The sequence below is a fragment of the Pseudomonas sp. C7.1 genome (assembly GCF_056312395.1).
Map to the genome: position 1 here is coordinate 515,171 of NZ_JBWDTL010000003.1, position 21,978 is coordinate 537,148.

Below are 21,978 nucleotides of genomic sequence, written 5' to 3' on the forward strand. Positions count from 1 at the left end.
TATGAAAATAATCCCGCTGCTCTTCCTCACCCTGTTCCTGGCTGCCAATTCGGCGCAGGCCGAGTGTGACTACGACGATTTCCCGCTGATGCCGGACATGCTGCTCGCCAGCATCGGCAGCAATATTCAGTGGAACCAGACGCCCATGGCTGGGCGCAGTTTTCGCGTGCCCGCCGATCTGGCGAGCGTTAAAGATTTTTATGCCGAGGCCTGGGCCGATGAGGTCGACTTCTCGGCGTTCAACGGTTGGGAGCAGATCCTGCATATCAATCAACACTGCATGATGATGATTCAGGCAAAGCGTCAGAACGAGCGTTACAGCTACGGCCAGCTGCTTATCACCAACCCACCGACAGGTGCTGGTGCAGCGCAAGTGCTGGGGGACGGTATGCCGGTGCCGCCAGGCGCCCAGGTGATCAGTGATATGCGCAGCGATGACGATATTCGCCAAGGCCGTATGGTGCTGCTGCTCAATGAAGAGGACATGCACACCACGGCCCGCTGGTACGAAACCGAGCTCAAGCAGCAAGGTTGGAACCTGGAGCAGCGCAGTCAGCAGGCCAACGGTGTGGTGCTCAGCTACAGCCGCAAGCGTGAGTTGATGACGGTCGGCTTGTTACGCCATCAGGACAAGACTCAGATCCTGGTCAACCGGATGGACCGCTGATGAGAGCCCAGCGCGGACAATCCATGACCGAGTACCTGGTGGTGCTCGGCGTCGCCGGTGCGGCGCTGATGCTGACGGGAAACGATGTTGGGCGCCTGTTCGATAACGTGCGCAGCAGCTACAAAACCTACTCCAGCGAGATGAACAAGGTTCAGCTGTACAACAATGAGGCGGTGCGGATCCTTGAGCCCAGCCCCGAGCCACCGTTTGATGACGGCCAGCCCGTGCCACCGCCGCCGAGCGAGCCGGAACAGCCCGCCAACGATGCACTCGCGGTACTGAACGAGGTGTATGACGCCACCGGCGTGTACGTCGGGCGCGTGATAAATGGCCAACTGCTTGCTGCCAATGGCGATGTGATCGGCACGTACGCCCTCGATGCATCGGGCAACAGCAGCCTGGTTGATGCCAATGGCCAGGTTCTCTATCCCGGCTTCAGCATCAGCCAGGTCTTTGTCGACAGCAACGGTAAGCCCCTGGTGCTGCAAGCACTGGCCAACACCAGCGGCGAAGTGCTGGGTTTTGCCTATCTGGATGGCAAAAAGTACTTCAATGCCATCACCGGCAAGGCGCTAGTCAAGCAGCCCGCAGGGCTGACGCCCATCGCCACCCGTGACGTGCTGATGTACGGCCCTGATGGCAAAACCTTCGTCGCTGCTTATGAAGCGGCGGGGCTGGTGTATGCCCGGAGTGATGCGTTGATCAGCAGCAGTGGCACATTCACCAACGCTAGCAAAATCATTGGCGAGTTGGTCAGCCTTTACCTCGCCCCAGAGACCGAGGCCGCCTGGAACAACCATTCGCTGTGCATCGTGCGCCCCTATGGCTGGGCCGCCGAGCAGGTCAGCCCCTTGCCGGCCGAAGGCGCAAGCGTAGCCATTGGCAGCAATGTGTCTGACCAGTTCAGCGCCCCCGCAGCCCAACTCAGTTACCTAGACAGCACGGCGGATGCCTGCAAGGCACGCTTCTCCGTGCTGCAAACCAATAACCCCGCTACCGGGACGCAGTGGTCGCTGCGGCGCAATTGATGCGCATCCGCGAAGCCCGCCACACATGCTGCAAACGCTGCAACGTATAGAAAAACCATTGCGCACCTGCGGCGCAGCACTTTTTGTACTAGGGAGCTCCATGTCATCTGTATCAGGAAAGAAACTGCTGATCATCGCTGTGGCATGTGGTGTGCTCGCCGGGGCCATGGGCTGGATGTACCTGAAATCCAAGGAAGCCCAGTACCGCGACGCCTATCGCCCGCCGGTTGAGCAGAAGGTCACGGTGGTCGTGCCACGGGCCGACATCGGCAAGGCTCAGGTGCTGACCCAGGCGCTGGTTGCCACCCTGGATGTGCCCAATGACTACCTGGCCTCCAATGTCGTTCTGGCCGAGGACTGGCCCAAGCTTGAAGGCCGCATGACGGTTGCGCCCCTGCAACGTGGCCGGCCGATCAGTTGGGATGCCGTAGAGCAGGAACGCGTCTCGCGTTTTTCGGAGAACGTCGAGCTGGGCAAGCGGGTCAAGACGGTCAAAATTAGCAAGATCAATTCCTTTGACGGCATGCTGCGTCCCGGCGACCACATCGACCTGCTGGGCAGTTTTGCCGCCGGCGACATCGGCCTGCAAAAGCAGCCCAACTATGCCGATGATGTGGTGATCAACATCCTTGAAGACATCGTCGTGTTAGCCGCAGGCCGTGAAGATGCCAGCGGCCATAAGTACGAGAACTACTACGACCAGAGCACGCCCGACGGCTTCAACATGAACTTCTCCACCTTGTCGCTGATGCTTACACCGGCCCAGGTGGCGCGGGTTGAGCTGGCGGAAAAGGCCGGAGAAATGGTCGCCGTCCTGCGCCACCCAAAAGACACCAGCATGGCTGCGCTGGGTCAGGTCACCGTCGCCAACCTGCTGGACCCGCCGCCCCAGGAGCTGATCGATGTGGTGGTGGATGCCGACGGTAATCTGCTTGGGCGCGTTGTCGGCGACAACATTGTCGCTGCCGATGGGCGCATCGTCGGCAAAGTCGTTGACGGGCAAGCGGTAGGCTTCGACGGCAACGTGATAGGCCGTACTGTTCGCGGCCTTAACGCGGACGATCCTCTGCTACGCATGCATGAGCGCGCCACGGTGGTACGCGATGAGCAGGGCAATGTGCTCGGCCGCGTGGTCGATGGCAAGGTCATCGATGCCAGCGGCAACGCCATTGGTACCGTGGTCGATGGCAAGGCTGTTGGGGTAGATGGCAAGTCGCTGGGCAAGGTTGAAGCCAACGTCGTGCTCGACAGCCAGGGCCGCGTGGTCGACATGAGCCGCTCGCGGGTGCAGGACCACGCGGCGCCAGCTAATCAAGAACGCCAGGTGGTGCGTGATGCGACCGGTAAAGTGCTCGGTACGGTCGACGGCGACACGATCGTCGATGCCCAGGGCCAGGTGATCGGGCACCAACGCGACGGCAAAGCGTTTGATCTAAACGGCAAACCGCTCGGCAGCATCAGCACCGTGGTGCAAGACGCGCAAGGCAATATCGTTGGCGAGATGGGCCAGGTGGCGCGCGATGCCGAAGGCAAGATTATCGGCCGGGTGGTCGATGGCCAACTGCTCAATGCCGAGGGAAAAGTGCTCGGCACCGTCAAGGACGGCAAGGTGATCGGCCGCGACGGCAAGGTGCTCGGCCAGGTCGAAAGTATCCAACTCGACAGCAACGGCCGCCCCGTCGAGGGCAACGTGCGGGTGGTGCGCGATGCTTCCGGCAAGGTAATCGGCGCCCTGGTGGGTGACGACATTATTGATGCCCAGGGGCGCAAGGTTGGCAGCGTCAAAGATGGCCAAGTCCGCGATCTGGCCGGGCAGGCGGTGGCGGGTGCCAAGGTGGCCGTCCAGGGCGACGCCAAGGTCGTGGTGCGTGATGCCGAGGGCAACATCATCGGTACTTTGCGCGGCGACACCGTAGTGGGCACCGACGGCAAGGTCGCCGGAAAACTGCTCAACGGCAAGCTCGTCGATGGTAACGGCAACGTGCTGGTCAGCGGTCTGACGGTGGCCGCTGAACAGGCCGCCAACCTGCCCAGCGAGCAGTCAGGCAAAGCGCGCAACAAGCGCCTGGAGCCGGCCCGCATGATCCAGTTTATCCCTGGCGGTACAGGCACCGCTGGGGTTATTCCGGTGCAGACCCTGCGCCTTGAATAACCCTCACCACTGCGCGCGGGCAGTGCCTGCGCGGGCTCACTCAATTGCACACGCTGGAGCGACAATGAAAAGGCTAGGAGTGTTATCGATAGTGTGCGGTGCCGCCATGGCCCTGCAGGTTCAGGCCGACGAGATTCCCGCAGCGATGGTGCTGTACGACGGCGATGTGCATGTGCTGCTGGCGCCCGGTGTGGAACGGGTGGCCGTGGGCAATGTGGCGATCATCAGCGCCACCATGCTGAAGAATGAAGAGGTAGTGATCACCGCAGAAACACCGGGGGAAACCACGGTGCAGTTGTGGTTTGAAGGCGATGAGCGCAAACAAGTCAGCGTGGTGGTCGCCAAGGCCAATGGTTACCGCCAGGTCGGCGAATTACGCGCCTTGCTGTCCGATATCCCGGGGCTGCGCATCCGCACCGTGGGCCGTCAGGTGGTGCTTGAGGGGCGCCTGAGCAGTGAGTACCTGGCGCGCGTCAAGGAAGCCGCCAAGTTCTATGAAAACGTGCTGGTGCTGGCCGAAGAGCAAACCGGTGCCGCCACCAAGGCCGATTCAGCTCAGGTGCTGCAAGAGGTCAAGGCCATGCTCGGGCAAATTCCCGGCATCCAAATCAAAGCGGTAGGCCGGCAGATTGTCATCGACGGCGATCTGGATGCCATCGACATCACCCGCATTGAGCTGCTCAAGGAGCGCTACCCGGACCTGCTGGTGCTGGCCCAGCCGATGTCCAAGTTTCTCGCGCCGATGATTTACTTCGATGTGCGCATCACCGAGTTCGCTAAAGACGACGTCGAAGAGTTGGGCGTCAACTGGAGCACCAGCATCAATGGCCCGACGTTCGCCTTCAACGCCGACGGTGGCACCAACAACCTCTACCGGGGCCAGTTCCCCAGTGCCACCGGCACCTTTGACGACCTCAATGACGCGGTTGGTAATGTCGGTTCCCATGCCTATTGGGGGGTGGCCAGCGAGATCACCTCGCGGATCAACCTGCTGGAGAAAAACGGCTCGGCCCTGACCCTGGCCTCACCACGGCTCAGCGCCCGCAGTGGCGGCAAGGCGGAGCTGACCGTTGGCGGCCAGGTACCGGTGGTGACCAGCAGCATCAACGGCCCTTCGGTGGAGTACAAGGACTTCGGCATCCTGCTCAATATCGAGCCGCAACTGTACGGCGGCGAAACCATCGCCACCAACGTCAAGGCAGAAATCAGCCAGCTGGACAAAGCCAATCAGGTCGGCGAATACCCGGCCTTCAAAACCCGCCGCACCGAGAACGAAGTGCAGCTCAAAGTGGGGGAGACCCTGGTGCTGTCCGGCCTTGTGACCGAAGACAGCCAGTCAACCATTGAAGGCATCAAGTGGTTGATGAACATCCCGTACATCGGCGGCTTATTTCGCAACAAAAGTTACAAAGGCAACCGCACCGAACTGGTGATTTTTATCACCCCGCGCCTGCTCACCGAGGGCGCCGACTCGCCGAACGTCAAAGAGCTCGCCCGCGAGAAACAGATGATCGAGAAGTACGCCAAAACCGTTGGCAATCTCGAACTAATCGATTGAGGGCTGAGCATGTTTGAAGTGGTGGTGACCTATAAAGGCGGCGAGCTACTCGACACGCTCACCTGCACCTCGGCGCAATGCGACGTAGGCAAAGCGCGCACCGGGCTGGTACGCCTGCGGGGCTGGAAGGTGGCGCCCAATCACGCGCGCATCGAACAGTCGCTGGGCGGCCTGTTTGTGGAAAATATCAGCCGTGGCAACGAGCTGCTGGTTAACGGCAAACCGGTGGAGCGCTTCGGCCCGCTCAGCCCGGAAGACCTGATCGGCATCGGCGCCTACAACCTGCAGGTGCGCGCTTTGGAGCAGACCGCAGCCGAGGCTGATGCACCTCTGCCGCCAGCAATAACGGCCAGCGGCGAAGACAACACAGTCTATATGGAGTGGTCGCAGTACGTGCAGGCGGAACTGTTCCGCGCCATGGACCTGCGACGGATGAACCTCGACAGCATGGGACCGCTGGAGGTGCGCAACAGCCTGTCGGAGTTGATCAACGGCATTACCGAGCAGATCGCCCATCGCCTGCCGGCCACGCTCAGCCGCGAGATTCTGCACAAGATCGTAATCAACGAAGCTGTGGGACTGGGGCCATTGGAAGACCTGCTGGCCGACCCCAGCGTCTCGGAAATCATGGTCAACCGTTACGACGATATTTACGTGGAGCGCTCAGGCCGCCTGGAACGCACCAGTATCAGCTTCAGCTCCAATTCGGCGGTGCTGTCCACCATCGAGCGGATTATTTCGCCGCTGGGCCGGCGCATCGATGAAAGCTCGCCGATGGTCGATGCACGCCTCAAGGACGGCTCGCGGGTCAACGCCATCATCCCGCCGCTGGCGCTGCGTGGGCCGTGCCTGACCATCCGTAAATTCTCGGAGAAGAAGCTCACCACCGATGACTTGCTGCGCTACGGCTCGATCGATGAACCCATGGTCGAGTTTTTGCGTATTGCCGTTGAACAGCGGATGAATATTGTCGTGTCCGGCGGCACCGGCTCGGGCAAAACCACCCTGCTGAACATTCTCTCCAACTTCATCCCGCTGGATGAGCGCGTGGTGACCATCGAAGACGCCGCCGAGTTGAAACTGGTGCAACCCCACGTGGTCTCCCTGGAAGCGCGCCCGGCCAACATGGAAGGCAAAGGCCAGGTGACCATTCGCGACCTGGTGCGCAACTGCCTGCGCATGCGCCCCGACCGCATCGTGGTCGGCGAGTGCCGGGGCGGTGAAGCCCTGGACATGCTCCAGGCGATGAACACCGGCCACGATGGCTCACTGACCACCGGCCACGCCAATTCGCCGCGCGACATGCTGCGCCGCCTGGAAGTGATGGTGCTGATGGCCGGCATGGATTTGCCTGTGCAGGCCATTCGCGAACAGATTTCCTCGGCCGTGCAACTGATCGTGCAGCAAACCCGCTTTGGCGATGGCTCGCGGCGCATCATCAGCATCACCGAAGTCACCGGCATGGAACAGAGCACGATTCTGCTCAACGAGATCTTTGCCTACCAGCAGCAAGGCTTTGACGAGCAGGGCCGAGTCAAGGGCCATTACCGCGCCACCGGGCAAGTGCCCGAGTTCTATGAAGCGCTGAGCAAGCGCGGCATTGGCGTGAACATGGATATCTTCCACACCCAGGAGCGCCTGTAAGTGGCCGCCGTGTGGCTGGTGTTGTGCGCGCTGCTGCTGGCCGTTTCGGTCTGCGCCCTGGCCCTGCTGATCAGCCGGCGCATGGCGGACAATCTGGACCACTACCGTCGGCAGTTTTCCCGCCGCGCAGAGCTGGAAATGGCCGACATGTTCATTTTCACCAGCGGCCGGCAAGTGGTGATCATCACCCTGGTGCTGCTGTTGCTGGTGCCGGTGCTGCTTGAGCTGCTGTTTAAACTGCCGGTGGTCACGGCAGCGGGCATTGTGCTGACCTTGTTCACCCCGCACCTGATGTTCAATCACCTGCGCAAGGCACGGTTGAAGAAGTTCGAAGAGCAGCTGCCTGATGCCTTTATGCTGCTGTCCAGTAGCCTGCAATCCGGTGCCAGCCTGAATATGGCGCTGGAGAACGTGGTGCATCAATCGCCGGCGCCGCTGAACCAGGAGTTCGGCCTGCTGATCAAGAACATCCGCCTCGGCGTAACCCTGGAAGATGCGCTAATCAAGCTGGAAAAGCGCCTGCCCTTAGCCTCGTTCATCATGGCCAGTTCGGCCATTCGCATCAGCCGCGAGGTGGGCGGCAATCTGGTGGAAACCATCAACGGCATGGCCGCCATGCTGCGCCGCAAGAAAGTCATGGAAGGCAAGATCGACAGCCTCACCGCCCAAGGCCGCGCCCAGGGCACGTTTATGGCCATGCTGCCGATCATGTTGGCGATCATCCTCAGCTTTATCGAGCCGGAAGCCATGCGCCAGCTCTACACCACCCGCAACGGCCTGATGGTGCTGGCGGTGATGGTGGTGATGGAAGTGCTGGGCTTTATGTTCATCAAAAAAATCACCCGGATTGACGCCTGATCATGAGCGAACTTCTTGTCCTGTTCAGCAGCGCCAGCCTAGGGGTGACCGTCACCTGCATCATACTTGCGGTGTTGTCGCTGCTCACATTACTGCCCCAGGAAAACCGCACCTACATGGACCCGGTGCCCGGCTGGATTCGCCCGATCTGGCCACTGGTGCGGTTGGTCAGCCATTTTGCCTGCAGCAACCTGCCGCCCAAGTTCATGGACTGGCTGGACGTGCGTATGCAGCGCACCGGCGCGCTCTACGTGCTCACCGCCGAAGACTTTCTTGCCCTGTGTATCACCATGGCGCTGCTGTTTCCGCTACTGGCGATTCTGCCGATGGCCAGCGGCAAGAGCGGCATTCTCTGGTCGGTGGTGTTGCTGATGCTGCTGATGGGCGCCGCCTTGCCCGTGATGTGGATTAGCGATACGCACAAACGCCGCGACCGCGACATTGTGCGCAACCTGCCGGTGTTTCTCGAATACCTGTCCATGTGCGTAGACGCCGGCCTGAATTTCCTTGGTGCCTTGCAGCAGGCCGTGGATAAAGGTCCGGATGGTGCGATGAAAAACGAGTTCCGCATCGTGCTGCGTGATATCCGCTCCGGCCTGCCGCGCGCCGAAGCGCTGGCGCGCATGGAGCAACGCATCAACCTGAAGGATGTCACCACCTTCGTACGCTCGGTGGTGCAGGCCGAGAAGATGGGCAGCAGCCTGCGCAATACCCTGCAGATTCAGGCCCAGCAGCGCCTGGAAGAGCGCTTTCAGCGCGCCGAGAAAACCGCCATGCAGGCCCCCGTGAAGCTGATCATCCCTTTGATCATGTTCATCTTCCCGCTGACTTTCGTGATCTTGCTGTTCCCGATTGTGGTCAAGTTTATGGGGCAAACCTGATGCATGAAGCGATGGTTGTGCACGCCGCTGACAATCTTCCGTCCAGCCGATTACAGCTGCAACTTGCCCACACACCTTGGGCGCGCTTACGCGGATTGCTCGGTTATAAAACCTTGCCGGCCGGCCACGGCTTGTGGTTGCGGCCGTGTAACTCCGTGCATTGCTGGTTTATGCGCTTTGCCATTGATGTGATCTACCTGGATGAACAACAGCGGGTGCTGCACATCCGCGCACAGCTGCGGCCCTGGCAACTGAGCCTGTGCTGGCCGGCTAACAGCGTTATCGAAATGGCCGCAGGCGAATGCCAGCGGCTGAACATTACTGCGGGGGACCAGATCCAATGCGTGGCTTAATCATCATCGCCCTGAGCGTCGTGTTACAGGGCTGTGCCGGGCTCGGGCTTGGCAGCTCCAACGACCTGCTCGACCTTGAGCACCAGGCGCAACAGGCCTACGCCAAAGGCAACTACGCGCGCTCCAGCGAGTATTACGCCAAGTTGGCGGCGCAGATGCCCACCGATGCCGATACCCGTTATCGCCTGGCCAATAGCCTGGCGCGCGAAGGCAATCACGGCCTGGCGATCCGCACCTACCGCGAAGCCTTGCTCCGTGACCCGCAGCACGCCGGTGCCTGGTACAACCTGATGCAGCTGCAAGCGCAGGAACTGACCCTGACAGCCATGGAGGCGCGGCGTTATCTGGACCGCAAAAATCCCAGGGCACGCCCGGCCCTGGAGCGCGCCGAGCAACTGATCGAGGTGTTCAATGAACACGCCCCCGCCAGCAGCGAGTAGCCGGCAAGGTCGTGGTCAGGCCATGGTTGAGTTCCTGATCATCATCCCGGTGTTGATCCTGCTGATCTTTGGGGCGTTTCAAGCCACGCTGATCTACTCGGCCAAAAGTGGGCTGAACTACGCGGCCTTTCAGGCGGCGCGCCTGGGTGCGGTCAACAACGCCCAGTACGACAGCATGCGCCGTGGTCTGCTGCGCGGTATGTACCCGATGTTTGCGCAGTTCCCAGAGGCCGAGCGGATGGACAAAACCGCCGAGGAGGTCGACAACTTCGTGCTGATCACCCGCATTAGCCCGGCGCTCAACAGCTTCAACGCCTGGCAAGTGCCCCATGCCGGGCTGCTAAGCAGCGGCCAAACTGCTCAAGCCATCCCCAATGACAACCTGATGTACCGCTCAGCCCAGCAGAACCCGGTGTCGATTCAAGATGCCAACCTGTTGAAAATCCGCGTGCAGTACTGCGTCAAACTGATCGTGCCCATGGTCGAGAACATGCTCAGTAGCGCCTCGAAATTCAATCAGCGTCAATCCGGCGGCAGCTTCAGCGAAAACTCCAAGCAGTCATGGGACGAGTACGCCGCCATCTGCGGCCAGCGCAAGGGCTTTGTCCTGACGTCTGAGGCTACGGTGCGCATGCAGTCGGCAGCCGTGCATGACGCGCAAAACTGCGGCGCGGGCAAGAAGATGCTTTGCCCCTGAAACACCCACTCAGGCCGCGTGCGCATCTTCCGGGCTACGCGGTGATTCGATATGCAGGTAGCTGTCGAGTTTGGCTTGCTGCGCCGGGGTGGTGAACAGCCCGAGTTTGCTGCGCCGCCAGAGAATGTCGTCAGCCTGCATGGCCCATTCTTCCTGGCACAGGTAGTCGACTTCACGGGTGTACAGGCCGCCGCCCAGATGTTCGCCCAGATCGCTAAGGTTACTTACGCCTTTAAGCATCACCCAGCTGCGGCTGCCGTAGCTGCTGGCCCAGCGCCGCGCCAGGGTGGTGGGTAACCAGCCAAAGCGGGCGCATAGGGCTTCCACCAGTGCGCTCTGACTGTCCAGTTGCTCCGCACCGGGTAGCAGGCTGCTGGCGGTCCAGCTTGGGCCCATCTTGGGGAAGAAGGACGCCAGTTGCGCCAGCGCCGATTCGGCGAGCTTGCGGTAGGTGGTGAGCTTGCCGCCGAACACAGAGAGCAGCGGCGCTTCGCCGGGGTGGCCAGACAGCGACAGGGTGTAGTCGCGGGTGACCGCCGATGGGTCGTCCGACTCGTCATCACACAGCGGGCGCACGCCGGAATAAGTGTGCAGGATGTCGCTGCGCTGAATTTGCTTTTTGAAGTGCGCGTTGACCACGTTCAACAGGTAGTCGGTTTCTTCCTCGCTGATCGCCACCTTGGCCGGGTCACCCTGGTATTCGCGGTCTGTGGTGCCGATCAGGGTGAAGCGCTCCTGATAGGGGATGGCGAAGACGATGCGGCGGTCTTCGTTTTGCAGGATGTAAGCCTGCTCGCCATCGAACAGGCGCGGCACGACGATATGGCTGCCCTGGATCAGGCGAATGCCGTAGGGCGACTCCTGCTTCAAGTCTTCGCGAATAAAGCGCGCCACCCAGGGGCCGGCGGCATTCACCAGGGCGCGGGCGCGAATCGAGAACAGGCTGCCATCGCTGCGCTCCAGATGGATATGCCACAAGCCCTTGCTACGCCGCGCGCTGACGCAGCGGGTGCGGCTGTGCACGTGGGCGCCTTGCTCGCGGGCAGCCATGGCATTGAGCACCACCAGGCGGGCGTCATCGACCCAGCAATCGGAGTATTCGAAACCACGGCTGATCTCGGCCTGCAGCGGGCTACCGGCCCCAAAACGTAGGCCGCGCGAGCCTGCCAGCTGCTCACGCTTGCCCAGATGATCATAGAGAAACAGCCCGGCGCGGATCATCCAGGCCGGCCGCAGGTGCGGGCGGTGCGGCAGGATAAAGCGCATGGGTTTAACGATATGCGGGGCTTTTTTCAGCAGCACTTCACGCTCGGCCAGTGCCTCGCGCACCAGGCGGAACTCGTAGTGTTCCAGGTAGCGCAGGCCACCGTGGATCAGCTTGCTGCTGGCCGAAGAGGTATGTTGCGCCAGGTCGTCCTTTTCACAAAGGAACACGGACAAGCCGCGCCCGGCTGCGTCGGCGGCAATCCCCACGCCATTGATGCCGCCGCCGATTACGGCCAGGTCATAGACTTCAGCGAGTGGAGTGTTGCTGGCAGGGCGAGTAGGCATGGCGGCACCGAAGGTCAGTATTGAACTTTGAATGTTCACTTTCGAAAATATGCTAGTCGAATAACCACGGCTTTGCCACCCCGGAGTGCGCTTTCGCGCCCAGTGGTTGTTGTTTTTTAAGCTGAGGCCTTGGCTTACACCAAATCGAGCTGAACCTTGTGCTCTGCCAGTAGGCGATTGATTGCCGCAGAAGGCGCCGCATCGGTAAACACCCGATCAACCAGAGCAACCGAGCCCAGGCGCACCACCGCATTGCGGCCGAACTTGCTGGAGTCGACGGCCAGAAATACCTGGCGCGCATTGCTGATAATGGCCTGTGAGACCCGTACTTCCTGGTAGTCGAAGTCGAGCAGGCTGCCGTCTTCATCGATACCGCTGATGCCGACCAGGGCGAAGTCGACCTTGAACTGCTGGATAAAATCCACTGCCGCCTGGCCGACGATGCCGCCATCGCTGCGCACCGTGCCGCCCGCCAGCAGCACCTCGAAGTCAGCCTTGGCGCTCAGCTGGGCAGCCACGTGCAGGTTGTTGGTGATGATTTTCAGGCCTTTGTGGCCGAGCAGTTCGCGGGCTATCGCCTCGGTGGTGGTGCCGATATTGATGAAGAGCGAGGCGTGGTTGGGAATCTGCGCGGCGATGGCGGCGGCGATGCGCTGTTTTTCATCGCGCATTTGCCCGGCGCGCATGCTGTAGGCGGTGTTCTGCGTGCTTGAGCTTTCACTGGCAGCACCACCGTGGGTGCGGCGCAACAAACCCTGTTCGGCGAGCTGATTGATGTCGCGGCGGATGGTTTGCGGGGTGACGGCAAACGCCTGGGCCAACTCGTCGATGCTGACATAGCCGCGCTCGCGGGCAAGTTCGAGAATGTCGTGTTGGCGGGGCGGCAGGGTCATGGTGAGTCCTTTAAAGTGCGCGACATTATAGGCTGTCGCCGCAGCCAATTTGCGGCTAAGGTACGCCAAATCTGTCAGATTGTTTTCACATTCGAACATGACGCCTGCCATTGATCTGTTGAAAAAAGCCAAGGTTGTGCATCAGGTGCACAGTTATCACCACGACCCCAAGGCGCCTTCCTATGGCCTGGAGGCGGCAGAAAAGCTCAATCTTGAACCTGCTCAGGTGTTCAAGACCCTACTCGCAGCCAGCGAGAAGGGCGAGTTGCTGGTGGCGGTGGTGCCGGTAGCCGGCACGCTTGATCTGAAAGCCCTGGCTCATGCCGCCGGAGTAAAGAAAGCCGATATGGCTGACCCCGCTGCAGCGCAACGCGCCACCGGTTACCTGCTCGGCGGCATTAGCCCGCTGGGGCAGAAGAAGCGTTTGCGTACATTTATTGATGAGTCGGCGCAGCAGTTTCCGACTCTCTACGTCAGCGCCGGGCGGCGCGGGCTGGAAGTGCAGCTGGAGGCCGCCGTGCTGGCGCAGCTGACGCAGGCGTTGTTTGCACCTATTGGTCGCGGCTAGCAGCCGCTCTACAACTTATAAAAACAAGGAAATCTGCATGTCTCATTACCTGCTTGCCATCGACCAGGGCACCACCAGCAGTAGGGCGATTGTCTTTAGTGCTCAGGGCTTACCCGTGGCGCGTGCGCAACAGGAGTTCAAGCAGTATTTTCCCCAGGACGGTTGGGTTGAGCATGATGGCGAAGAGCTGTGGCTGAGCACCCTCAAGGTCTGCCGTGAGGCGCTTAAACAAAGCGGCCTGAGTGCCAGTGATGTGGCCGCTATCGGCATCACCAACCAGCGCGAAACCACCTTGGTGTGGGATGCGCAAACAGGCACACCGATCCATCCGGCGATTGTCTGGCAGGACCGCCGCACCGCCGATTACTGCGCCGAGCTGAAAGAGGCCGGGCATGAGGCGGCGGTTGCGGCCAAGACCGGGCTGCTGATCGACCCGTATTTTTCCGCGACTAAACTGCGCTGGATTTTGCAGAAGGTGCCCGGTGCCCGTGAGCGTGCCGAGCGCGGTGAGCTGCGGTTTGGTACTGTGGATTCCTTCCTGCTGTGGCGCCTAACCGGCGGCAAATCGCACAAGACTGACGCCAGCAACGCCTCACGCACCCTGCTGTTCAACATCCACACCCAACAGTGGGATGAGGAACTGCTCAAGCTATTCGAGATTCCCGCCAGCCTGCTGCCCGAAGTGCTCGATTGCGCTGCCGACTTTGGCAGCACCGAGCCTGGTCTGCTTGGGGCTGCGATTCCGGTACTGGGCATGGCCGGTGATCAGCAGGCCGCACTGATCGGCCAGGCCTGCTTCGAGCCGGGCATGGTCAAGAGTACCTACGGCACCGGCTGTTTTATGATCCAGAACACCGGCAGCACGCCGGTCACTTCGAAAAATCGCCTGCTCACCACGGTTGGTTATCGCCTGAATGGCCAGGTCACCTATGCGGTGGAAGGCAGCATTTTCGTTGCTGGTGCCGCTGTGCAGTGGCTGCGCGACGGCATCAAGCTGATCAGTCATGCCCGCGATACCGAGGCCATGGCCGAGCAAACTGGCGATGCTTGCGGCGTGTATCTGGTACCGGCCTTTACCGGCCTCGGTGCGCCGTACTGGGACCCGAAAGCCCGTGGCGCCATCTTTGGTCTGACCCGCGACACCGGGATCAAGGAAATCGTCACCGCCGGCCTGCAGTCGGTGTGCTATCAGACCCGCGACCTGCTCGAAGCCATGCGCCAGGACGGCGCGGCCGAGCCGAGCGCGCTGCGTGTTGATGGCGGTATGGTGGAGAACAACTGGGTGATGCAGTTTCTCGCTGACATCCTTGGGGTGCCGGTGGAGCGTCCTGAGATCACCGAAACCACGGCGCTGGGTGTGGCTTATCTGGCGGGTCTGCAAGCCGGGCTTTACAAGGATTTGGCGAGCATCGCCCGGCACTGGCATCGCCAGCAGCGCTTCGACCCCCGCATGGCCGACAGCCATCGCAGCAAACTCTATGACGGCTGGCTGGATGCGGTGAACAGGGTGCGCAGCGAAAACTGAGGGAGGGTTGCTGTATCGCCCAATGCGCGCATAGCTGTAGCGCTCATACGGATTAAGGCTCAGGCATGCTTGAAAGAAATCACTGAGGACGTGCCCCATGCAGCTTGAATTTCACCAGGTCGATGCCTTTGCCACGCGGCCGTTTACCGGTAACCCGGCGATGGTCTATCGCCTGGACAGCTGGCTCGACGACGCGCTGATGCAGCAGATTGCCGCCGAGCACAACCTGGCGGAAACCGCTTTTGTAGTGAAGGAGGGCGCGGCCTGGCATATCCGCTGGTTTACCCCGACGGCGGAAGTGCCGTTGTGCGGCCATGCCACTCTGGCCAGTGCCCATGTGCTGTTCGAGGTCTACGGTGAGCCGGGTGAGGTGCTCGATTTCACCTGTCTATCCGGCGCACTGCGGGTCAGCCGCCAGGGCGCTCAGCTGGTGCTGGATTTCCCTGTGCGCCGGGCACAGCCGAGCGACTTGCGCACAGAAGTTGAGCAGGCGCTCGGCTTGTCGGTAGAAAGCGTGCTGGCGTTGCATGAAGGGCAGGGGGTTCAGGAACTGCTGGTGATTCTGTCGAGCGAGGCTGCGGTGCGGGCGTATGAGCCTGATCTGGCAGCAGTGGCCACGTTGCCGGGATTGGGCTTGCTGATCAGCGCGGCTGGTGAGCAACACGATTTTGTCTCGCGTTACTTCGCCCCCTCCATCGGCATCAATGAGGACCCGGTGACCGGCTCGACCCACTGCATCCTTACGCCGTATTGGGCGCAGCGCTTGGACAAGACCCGGCTGAGTGCCTTCCAGTGTTCGGCGCGCGGCGGTGAGTTGCACTGCGAGTGGGTTGGTGAGCGAGTAAAGATTGCCGGCCAGGCATTGTTGATCGCCAGTGGCCGGTTGATGTTGGGGTGAGTCAGCTGTCGCTGCTGTAGCGACGTACCCCCGACTCACCCAGGTTGACCTGGGCGGCGATGCTACCCGCAGCGGCAAACACCACCAGATGATCGGCGGCAACGCGAATGCCGACCTGCTGGCCGGGCAAGTGATCGGCGTGGCTGGGGAAGATTGATTCCAGCTGGCTGCCGGTGGGCAGTTGCAGGCGATATAGGGTTGCGGCGCCGAGGAAAGTCTTGCCGACGATCAAGGCTTTCTGCGTGCTGTCCGGGTCGTAGACGATGTCGTCCGGGCGCAGTAACACGTCCACCGCGCTGCCGGTCGGCCAGGTGTAATCCCGGTTGCCACGAATCAGGCCCAGCTCGGTTTGCACCGCATCCGGGCTAAGTAGCTGGCCGCGAATAAAGTAGCCCTGGCCGATAAAGCTGGCGACAAAGGGCGTTAGCGGTTCGTGGTAGAGGTTGAACGGGGTATCCCACTGCTCAAGCTTGCCTTCCTTGAATACGCCGACGTGATCGCTGACGGCGAAGGCTTCTTCTTGGTCATGGGTGACCAGAACCGCGCTGGTGCCGCGCGCCTTGAGGATGTCGCGTACTTCATGGCTTAAGCGCCGACGCAGTTCGCCATCCAGGTTGGAAAACGGCTCATCAAGCAGCAGCAGTTGTGGTTCCGGCGCTAGCGCGCGGGCCAGAGCCACGCGCTGCTGTTGGCCGCCGGACAGCTCGTGCGGGTAGCGCTTGCCGAGGTGGCCGAGTTTGACCAGTTCCATCAGCTCCTGGGTAACCCGCTCGCAGTTGGGCTGCTTGCGGATGCCGAAGCCGATGTTCTCGGCCACGCTCAGATGCGGGAACAGCGCGTAATCCTGAAACACCATGCCGATCCGACGTTTCTCCGGGGCCAGGGTAAAGCCGGCTTTGGAGATAACCTGATCAGCCAGCTGAATCTCGCCTTCCAGCACCGGCTCAAAACCGGCAATGGCGCGTAGCGTGGTGGTCTTGCCGCAGCCAGAAGGGCCGAGCAGGCAACCGATATCGCCGGCATTGAGGTGCAGATTGAGGTTCTGCACCACCTTGTGTCCGGGGTAGCCGCAACTTAGGTCGCGCAGGTTCAGCAGGGGCTGGCTCATGCGTGGTGGTACGCCGGTTCAACTAGAAATTCGAGCAGTGCCTTTTGTGCATGCAGGCGGTTCTCGGCTTGATCCCAGGCTGCCGAGCGTGGGTCGTCGAGCAGATCCTCGCTGATTTCCTCGCCACGGTGAGCTGGCAGGCAGTGCAGAAATAGCACGTCTTCTGCGGCAGCATCGAGCAGGGCACGGGTGACTTGGTAAGGCCGGAACAGCTTCAGACGTTCGGCGGCTTCGTCTTCCTGGCCCATGGAGGCCCACACATCGGTGCTCACCAGATGGGCGCCCGCAACGGCGGCGAGCGGATCGCGGAAAATTTGCACACGCTCGCCAGCGGCGGCGAGGAACTTGGCGTTCGGCTCATAGCCTTCAGGGCAGGCGACGCGCAGCTGGAAGTCGAACTGCATGGCCGCTTCTATATAGGAGTTGCACATGTTATTGCCGTCGCCAATCCAGGCCACGGTCTTGCCTTTGATGCTGCCGCGACGCTCCTGGTAGGTCTGCATGTCGGCCAGCAGCTGGCAGGGGTGCAGGTCGTCGGACAGGCCGTTGATCACCGGCACGCGCGAGTGGGCGGCGAATTCGGTGAGGGTGCTGTGGGCGAAGGTGCGGATCATTACCGCATCAAGCATGCGCGACATAACGATGGCGGCATCGCCAATCGGCTCGCCACGGCCCAGCTGGGTATCGCGCGGCGAGAGGAAAATGGCCTGGCCGCCGAGCTGGATCATGCCGGCTTCGAACGACAGGCGGGTACGGGTTGAGGCTTTTTCGAAGATCATGCCCAGCACGCGATTTTTCAGCGGCTCGAACAGTACGCCGCGATTGCGCAAGTCCTTCAGCTCCATGCCGCGGCGGATCAGGCTCACCAGTTCGTCAGGTGTGCAATCCATCAGCGAGAGAAAGTGTCTTGCGCTCATCGTTAACTACCTTTTGACAGCTGGGCGCAGGTTCAATGGCCTAATTAAATAGAAGAAACGGCAGAACCTGCGGCTGGGGGGCCGCACTATGCGACGAAACGGGGAAGTCGCGATCTTATAAGCAAACGCCGATCAGGCGCAAATTGCCTGCTCTTTCAAGACCATTGAGGCTGAGCGCATTAGCATCTATCCGTTGACCTGATGCTGCGCAATTCACGCAGCGAACCCTGCTGGTGCAGGCCCCGAACTGCCGCCATAGTCATGCTTTACGGTGCTTTATGCATCGACTCAAAACAAGAGGCCCGGCCATGACCAAGACCCTCCACCACCGTGCATGCCACCTGTGCGAAGCCATCTGTGGCCTGACCATTGAAACCGAAGTGCAGGACGACGGTTCCACGCAGATCCGCTCAATCAAGGGCGATGCCCAGGACAATTTCAGCCGTGGCCATATCTGCCCCAAGGCGGTGGCCCTGCAGGATATCCAGAGCGACCCGGATCGCCTGCGTCAGCCGATGCGCCGCGTGGGCAATGAATGGCAGGCTATCGACTGGGAGGATGCCTTCGAGCTGGTGGCCGAGCGCCTAAGCGCGATCCAGGCGCAGCATGGGCAGAACGCTGTGGCGGTGTATCAGGGCAACCCGAGCGTGCATAACTACGGCCTGATGACCCACAGCAACTACTTTCTTGGCTTGCTGAAAACCCGCAACCGCTATTCCGCTACGTCGGTTGACCAGTTGCCGCATCACCTGACCAGCCACTTGATGTACGGCCATGGCCTGCTGATTCCAATTCCGGATATCGATCACACCGACTTTATGCTGATTCTCGGCGGCAACCCGCTAGCCTCCAACGGCAGCATCATGACCGTGCCGGACGTGGAAAAGCGCCTGAAGGCCATCCAGAAACGCGGCGGCAAACTGGTGGTGGTGGACCCGCGTCGTAGCGAAACTGCGGCCATTGCCGATCAGCATGTGTTCGTTCGCCCTGGCCAGGACGCCGCGTTGCTGTTCGGCCTGCTCAATACCCTGTTCGAGGAAAACCTCGGCCGCGCCAGCCATCTGGCGGTAGACGGGCTGGATGACGTGCGCCAGGCGATTGCCGGGTTTACCGCCGAAGCCATGAGCGCGCGCTGCGGCGTGCCGGCGCAAGTGATTCGTCAGTTGGCGCGCGACTTTGCCGCTGCCGAATCGGCGGTGTGCTATGGCCGCATGGGCGTTTCCACCCAGGCCTTCGGCACGCTGTGTCAGTGGCTGGTGCAGTTGATCAACCTGGTCACCGGCAACCTCGATCGAGTGGGCGGCGTGCTCTGCACCGAACCGGCCGTGGACCTGGTGGCCTCGACTTCAGGCGGGCATTTCAATCGCTGGCAAAGCCGTGTGTCCGGTTTGCCGGAGTACGGTGGCGAATTGCCGGTTTCGGCCCTGGCTGAGGAGATGCTTACCGAGGGCGAAGGGCAGGTGCGCGCGCTGGTCACGGTGGCCGGCAACCCCGTGCTGTCCACGCCTAATGGTCGGCAGCTGGAGCAGGCGCTGGATGGCCTGGAGTTTATGCTCAGCATCGACTTCTACATCAACGAAACCACCCGCTATGCCGACCTGATCCTGCCGCCCACTGGGCCGCTGGAGCATGATCACTACGACACCACCTTCAATATGTTCGCGGTGCGCAATGTCACCCGCTTCAATGAAGCTGTATTAGCCAAGCCGGCGGGCGCGCTGCATGACTGGGAGATATTTGTCGGTCTGGCCAAAGCCTTTGCCGCTAAGACGGGCGTGGAGCTGAAACCGACCATGGCCCCCGAGCAGATGATCGACATGGGTCTGCGGTTTGGTAGTTACGGCGACAAGTCGGAATATAAGCTGTCGTTGGCTGCGCTGCGTGAGCACCCGCATGGTCTCGACCTAGGGGCGCTTAAACCCAACCTGATCGGTCGTCTTAAAACCGCCAACCAGCAAATTCAGGCTGCACCGGCGGTGATCATGGCCGACCTGCAGCGTTTTGCTGAGCAGCCAACGGCCAAGGCGGGCGAGTTGTTGCTGATTGGCCGGCGCCATGTGCGCAGCAATAACTCCTGGATGCACAACTATCACCGCCTGGTTAAAGGCAAGCCGCGTCATCAACTGCTGATGCATCCGGCGGATCTGAGTCAGCGCGGCCTGACAGATGGCCAGTTGGTGCGCGTGCGTTCGCGGGTCGGGGTCATTGAGGTGGAAGTGGCCGCCAGTGACGACATGATGGCCGGCGTGGTCAGCCTGCCGCACGGCTGGGGGCATGCGCGGCCGGGCGTGCAGATGAGCATCGCCAGTGAGCAGCCAGGCGCCAGCGCCAATGACCTGACTGATGAGCGGCAACTGGATGCCTTGTCCGGCAATGCGGCTCTTAACGGCGTACCAGTGCACGTAGACGCCGCATAGCCCGGATGTAATTGAGCAAACCCCTGGATTGCATTAAGGCTACGGGGCGCTATGGGAAGGCCGAGCATTACGCTCGGCTTTTCGCTACAATGCCGCCACCGTGCCGACCCGTGAGTCGGGAAGTTAAGTCCTGAGGTGCCCAATGGATATCATCGAAACGATCAAAGAGCAGGTCGCTAAAAATACCGTTCTGCTTTACATGAAAGGCTCGCCGAACGCTCCGCAGTGCGGCTTTTCCTCCAAAGCTGCGCAGGTTGTGATGGCCTGTGGCGAGAAATTCGCCTATGTCGACATCCTGCAAAACCCGGAAATCCGCGCCAACCTGCCTAAATACGCCAATTGGCCAACCTTCCCGCAGCTGTGGGTCGGTGGTGAGCTGGTCGGCGGCAGCGACATCCTCGCGGAAATGTTCGATAAGGGTGAGCTGCAAACCCTGATCAAAGACGCTGTGCAGAAAGCCGACGCCTAAGCTCAGCAGGCTGCACAAAAAACAAGGCCCTATCCCAAGGCTATGTCGCAGGCCGCTTTTGTAGGGTGGGTTAGCGACGCAGAACAGCGCTCGATAATCCAACTGCGATAGCAGCGGGGCGCGTAACCCACCATTGCGGTTTGTCAGTAGACCGCCATGGTGGGTTACGGCGCGTTCAGCGTCGGTGGTGCTTGTCTGATCCCGGTTCGCGCCTAACCCATATATGGACTCCTCCCGTTTTGCCAGTGAAATACACATCCAACGAACCTAGGTACGACTGCTTCCGTATATCCGGCTTCTGATAAGGCGTTGGGTGCCTTGAGCCATGATGAATATCCGCTCATGTGTTCCTGATCGCCCTAGCGGCCTTGGTTTACAGAGGGCCTGTGGGTAAAGCAGGTTTTACACATGCCGGCTCGACCGGTTCGTCATCACTGCATGTCACTGTGCAATCGTGGTGGATCTTCTACGGTGTCACTTCATTCCTGCTTGGGTACTTCAGGTTTACGCCTCAGCAGGTTGATAGTCTTCCCCTTGCCGAGGATCGCCCAGATGATCCGGGCATTCTTGTTCGCCAAGGCGACCGTGGCGATATTTGTGTTGCGTCGACACTGCAACTGCTGCAGCCAGGTGCTGCGTCGATCCGTCTTTTCCTTACAGGTCTTCAGCACCGCACGAGCGCCATGGACCAATAACGTGCGCAGGTAACAGTCACCCTTTTTGCTGATGTGCCCCAGACGTTCTTTGCCGCCACTTGAATGCTGGCTCGGCACTAATCCCAGCCAGGCCGCGAACTGTCTGCCCGAACTGAACTGCCGTGCATCACCCACTGCAGACACCACGGCAGTCGCGCTGATCGGGCCAACGCCCTCCACCTGCAGCAAACGCTGGACACGCTCATCCGTCTTAACCTGACGGTGAAGCATGCCGTCCAGCTGTTTGATTCGCTCATCCTGTCCCTGCAGCTCATCACGCAAGAGCTCCAGCATTTCGTGCAGCTCGCCCGGTAATGTCTGGTGTTCGTCCAGCGCCTGCTGCAGCAACGCGCGGGTGGCCGCTATTCCCTGGCGACTCGCAACCAAACCGAACTCGCCAAGCAAGCCACGTATCTCGTTAACCAACGCTGTACGCGCCCTGATTAACCGGCTTCTGATCCGGTGCACCGACTGTGCGGATTCCGCGCTGACTCGGACACCCATTCCACGCACATCCGGACAGTGATTCCACGCTGATCCGGACACCCATTCCACGAGCATCCGGACACTGATTCCACAGCCATCCGGACACTTTCTGGCAGGCAGCTACGCAGGATTTATTCACTACCATTGGCCTCTTTTTCGAAGCAGAGAGGTCG

General features: G+C 60.8%; 19 protein-coding genes and 1 pseudogene. 15 read left to right on the top strand and 5 right to left on the bottom strand.

Annotated elements, in window-relative coordinates; translation table 11 throughout:
• Window position 1 precedes the first annotated feature (1 nt).
• The 10 genes from AC0T4W_RS05680 (at window position 2) to AC0T4W_RS05725 (ending at window position 10,278) form a co-directional block, all read left to right on the top strand.
• On the top strand, window positions 2–667 hold the full coding sequence (locus tag AC0T4W_RS05680; protein ID WP_476317231.1) for a hypothetical protein: 666 nt from the start codon (window positions 2–4) through the stop codon (window positions 665–667).
• Window positions 667–1,695, top strand: a complete 1,029-nt coding sequence (locus AC0T4W_RS05685; protein ID WP_476317234.1) for a hypothetical protein — start codon at window positions 667–669, stop codon at window positions 1,693–1,695. Before AC0T4W_RS05680 ends, AC0T4W_RS05685 begins: the two co-directional genes overlap by 1 nt.
• Window positions 1,696–1,795: 100 nt before the next feature.
• Window positions 1,796–3,847, top strand: a complete 2,052-nt coding sequence (cpaB, locus tag AC0T4W_RS05690) for a Flp pilus assembly protein CpaB (RefSeq protein ID WP_476317237.1) — start codon at window positions 1,796–1,798, stop codon at window positions 3,845–3,847.
• A 106-nt stretch (window positions 3,848–3,953) separates the two neighbouring features.
• Window positions 3,954–5,405, top strand: coding sequence for a type II and III secretion system protein family protein (locus tag AC0T4W_RS05695; protein WP_476317240.1), 1,452 nt, complete (start codon window positions 3,954–3,956; stop codon window positions 5,403–5,405).
• Window positions 5,406–5,414: 9 nt separating this feature from the next.
• Entirely contained in the window at window positions 5,415–7,049 is a 1,635-nt protein-coding gene (locus AC0T4W_RS05700) for an ATPase, T2SS/T4P/T4SS family (protein WP_476317243.1), read from the top strand.
• Complete coding sequence (locus tag AC0T4W_RS05705) at window positions 7,050–7,907, top strand: type II secretion system F family protein (RefSeq protein ID WP_476317246.1); 858 nt, start codon at window positions 7,050–7,052, stop codon at window positions 7,905–7,907.
• 2 nt (window positions 7,908–7,909) lie between these two features.
• Window positions 7,910–8,788 carry a type II secretion system F family protein gene (locus AC0T4W_RS05710; RefSeq protein ID WP_476317249.1) on the top strand — a complete coding sequence of 293 codons (879 nt, stop codon included), beginning with the start codon at window positions 7,910–7,912 and terminating at the stop codon, window positions 8,786–8,788.
• On the top strand, window positions 8,788–9,141 hold the full coding sequence (locus tag AC0T4W_RS05715) for a DUF192 domain-containing protein (RefSeq protein ID WP_476317252.1): 354 nt from the start codon (window positions 8,788–8,790) through the stop codon (window positions 9,139–9,141). The genes AC0T4W_RS05710 and AC0T4W_RS05715 overlap by 1 nt, the downstream gene beginning before the upstream one ends.
• Window positions 9,129–9,581: a tetratricopeptide repeat protein gene (locus AC0T4W_RS05720; protein WP_476317255.1), complete on the top strand. Its 453-nt coding sequence runs from the start codon at window positions 9,129–9,131 to the stop codon at window positions 9,579–9,581. The genes AC0T4W_RS05715 and AC0T4W_RS05720 overlap by 13 nt, the downstream gene beginning before the upstream one ends.
• Window positions 9,553–10,278, top strand: a complete 726-nt coding sequence (locus tag AC0T4W_RS05725) for a TadE/TadG family type IV pilus assembly protein (RefSeq protein ID WP_476317258.1) — start codon at window positions 9,553–9,555, stop codon at window positions 10,276–10,278. The genes AC0T4W_RS05720 and AC0T4W_RS05725 overlap by 29 nt, the downstream gene beginning before the upstream one ends.
• A 9-nt stretch (window positions 10,279–10,287) precedes the next feature.
• Here AC0T4W_RS05725 and glpD read toward each other — a convergent pair whose 3' ends face one another.
• Together glpD and AC0T4W_RS05735 are read right to left on the bottom strand one after the other, a co-directional pair.
• Window positions 10,288–11,829 (bottom strand): glycerol-3-phosphate dehydrogenase, encoded by a 1,542-nt coding sequence (gene glpD / locus AC0T4W_RS05730; protein WP_476317261.1) that lies wholly within the window; start codon window positions 11,827–11,829, stop codon window positions 10,288–10,290.
• A 134-nt stretch (window positions 11,830–11,963) separates the two neighbouring features.
• The gene (locus AC0T4W_RS05735) at window positions 11,964–12,722 is read right to left on the bottom strand and encodes a DeoR family transcriptional regulator (protein ID WP_476317264.1); all 759 of its coding nucleotides are present in this window, start codon (window positions 12,720–12,722) and stop codon (window positions 11,964–11,966) included.
• Between the two features lie 97 nt (window positions 12,723–12,819).
• Between AC0T4W_RS05735 and ybaK the strand changes: the two genes are divergently transcribed.
• The 3 genes from ybaK (at window position 12,820) to AC0T4W_RS05750 (ending at window position 15,713) form a co-directional block, all read left to right on the top strand.
• Entirely contained in the window at window positions 12,820–13,290 is a 471-nt protein-coding gene (gene ybaK / locus AC0T4W_RS05740; protein ID WP_476317266.1) for a Cys-tRNA(Pro) deacylase, read from the top strand.
• Between the two features lie 37 nt (window positions 13,291–13,327).
• A complete protein-coding gene (glpK, locus tag AC0T4W_RS05745; RefSeq protein ID WP_476317269.1) occupies window positions 13,328–14,815 on the top strand; it encodes a glycerol kinase GlpK in 1,488 nt (495 codons plus the stop codon).
• Between the two features lie 97 nt (window positions 14,816–14,912).
• Window positions 14,913–15,713 (top strand): PhzF family phenazine biosynthesis protein, encoded by an 801-nt coding sequence (locus tag AC0T4W_RS05750; RefSeq protein ID WP_476317272.1) that lies wholly within the window; start codon window positions 14,913–14,915, stop codon window positions 15,711–15,713.
• A 1-nt stretch (window position 15,714) separates the two neighbouring features.
• Here AC0T4W_RS05750 and AC0T4W_RS05755 read toward each other — a convergent pair whose 3' ends face one another.
• Together AC0T4W_RS05755 and argF are read right to left on the bottom strand one after the other, a co-directional pair.
• Window positions 15,715–16,821 (bottom strand): ABC transporter ATP-binding protein, encoded by a 1,107-nt coding sequence (locus AC0T4W_RS05755; protein ID WP_476317275.1) that lies wholly within the window; start codon window positions 16,819–16,821, stop codon window positions 15,715–15,717.
• Entirely contained in the window at window positions 16,818–17,738 is a 921-nt protein-coding gene (gene argF, locus AC0T4W_RS05760) for an ornithine carbamoyltransferase (protein ID WP_476317278.1), read from the bottom strand. The genes AC0T4W_RS05755 and argF overlap by 4 nt, the downstream gene beginning before the upstream one ends.
• Window positions 17,739–18,046: 308 nt before the next feature.
• Between argF and AC0T4W_RS05765 the strand changes: the two genes are divergently transcribed.
• Both AC0T4W_RS05765 and grxD read left to right on the top strand, forming a co-directional pair.
• Window positions 18,047–20,155: a molybdopterin oxidoreductase family protein gene (locus tag AC0T4W_RS05765; protein WP_476317280.1), complete on the top strand. Its 2,109-nt coding sequence runs from the start codon at window positions 18,047–18,049 to the stop codon at window positions 20,153–20,155.
• A gap of 142 nt (window positions 20,156–20,297) precedes the next feature.
• Window positions 20,298–20,624: a Grx4 family monothiol glutaredoxin gene (gene grxD, locus AC0T4W_RS05770; RefSeq protein WP_476317283.1), complete on the top strand. Its 327-nt coding sequence runs from the start codon at window positions 20,298–20,300 to the stop codon at window positions 20,622–20,624.
• Window positions 20,625–21,103: 479 nt separating this feature from the next.
• Here grxD and AC0T4W_RS05775 read toward each other — a convergent pair.
• Window positions 21,104–21,838: pseudogene (locus AC0T4W_RS05775) on the bottom strand (IS110 family RNA-guided transposase); the annotation flags it as partial.
• Window positions 21,839–21,978 lie beyond the last annotated feature (140 nt).

Bases quoted from the DNA above. Each gene is read 5' to 3' on its own strand.
- argF (WP_476317278.1), bottom strand. From the start codon at position 17,738: ATGAGCGCAAGACACTTTCTCTCGCTGATGGATTGCACACCTGACGAA.
- AC0T4W_RS05685 (WP_476317234.1), top strand. From the start codon at position 667: ATGAGAGCCCAGCGCGGACAATCCATGACCGAGTACCTGGTGGTGCTC.
- AC0T4W_RS05700 (WP_476317243.1), top strand. From the start codon at position 5,415: ATGTTTGAAGTGGTGGTGACCTATAAAGGCGGCGAGCTACTCGACACG.
- AC0T4W_RS05695 (WP_476317240.1), top strand. From the start codon at position 3,954: ATGGCCCTGCAGGTTCAGGCCGACGAGATTCCCGCAGCGATGGTGCTG.
- glpD (WP_476317261.1), bottom strand. From the start codon at position 11,829: ATGCCTACTCGCCCTGCCAGCAACACTCCACTCGCTGAAGTCTATGAC.
- grxD (WP_476317283.1), top strand. From the start codon at position 20,298: ATGGATATCATCGAAACGATCAAAGAGCAGGTCGCTAAAAATACCGTT.
- AC0T4W_RS05765 (WP_476317280.1), top strand. From the start codon at position 18,047: ATGACCAAGACCCTCCACCACCGTGCATGCCACCTGTGCGAAGCCATC.
- AC0T4W_RS05715 (WP_476317252.1), top strand. From the start codon at position 8,788: ATGCATGAAGCGATGGTTGTGCACGCCGCTGACAATCTTCCGTCCAGC.
- AC0T4W_RS05755 (WP_476317275.1), bottom strand. From the start codon at position 16,821: ATGAGCCAGCCCCTGCTGAACCTGCGCGACCTAAGTTGCGGCTACCCC.
- AC0T4W_RS05710 (WP_476317249.1), top strand. From the start codon at position 7,910: ATGAGCGAACTTCTTGTCCTGTTCAGCAGCGCCAGCCTAGGGGTGACC.
- AC0T4W_RS05750 (WP_476317272.1), top strand. From the start codon at position 14,913: ATGCAGCTTGAATTTCACCAGGTCGATGCCTTTGCCACGCGGCCGTTT.
- AC0T4W_RS05725 (WP_476317258.1), top strand. From the start codon at position 9,553: ATGAACACGCCCCCGCCAGCAGCGAGTAGCCGGCAAGGTCGTGGTCAG.
- AC0T4W_RS05720 (WP_476317255.1), top strand. From the start codon at position 9,129: ATGCGTGGCTTAATCATCATCGCCCTGAGCGTCGTGTTACAGGGCTGT.
- ybaK (WP_476317266.1), top strand. From the start codon at position 12,820: ATGACGCCTGCCATTGATCTGTTGAAAAAAGCCAAGGTTGTGCATCAG.
- AC0T4W_RS05680 (WP_476317231.1), top strand. From the start codon at position 2: ATGAAAATAATCCCGCTGCTCTTCCTCACCCTGTTCCTGGCTGCCAAT.
- AC0T4W_RS05735 (WP_476317264.1), bottom strand. From the start codon at position 12,722: ATGACCCTGCCGCCCCGCCAACACGACATTCTCGAACTTGCCCGCGAG.
- glpK (WP_476317269.1), top strand. From the start codon at position 13,328: ATGTCTCATTACCTGCTTGCCATCGACCAGGGCACCACCAGCAGTAGG.
- cpaB (WP_476317237.1), top strand. From the start codon at position 1,796: ATGTCATCTGTATCAGGAAAGAAACTGCTGATCATCGCTGTGGCATGT.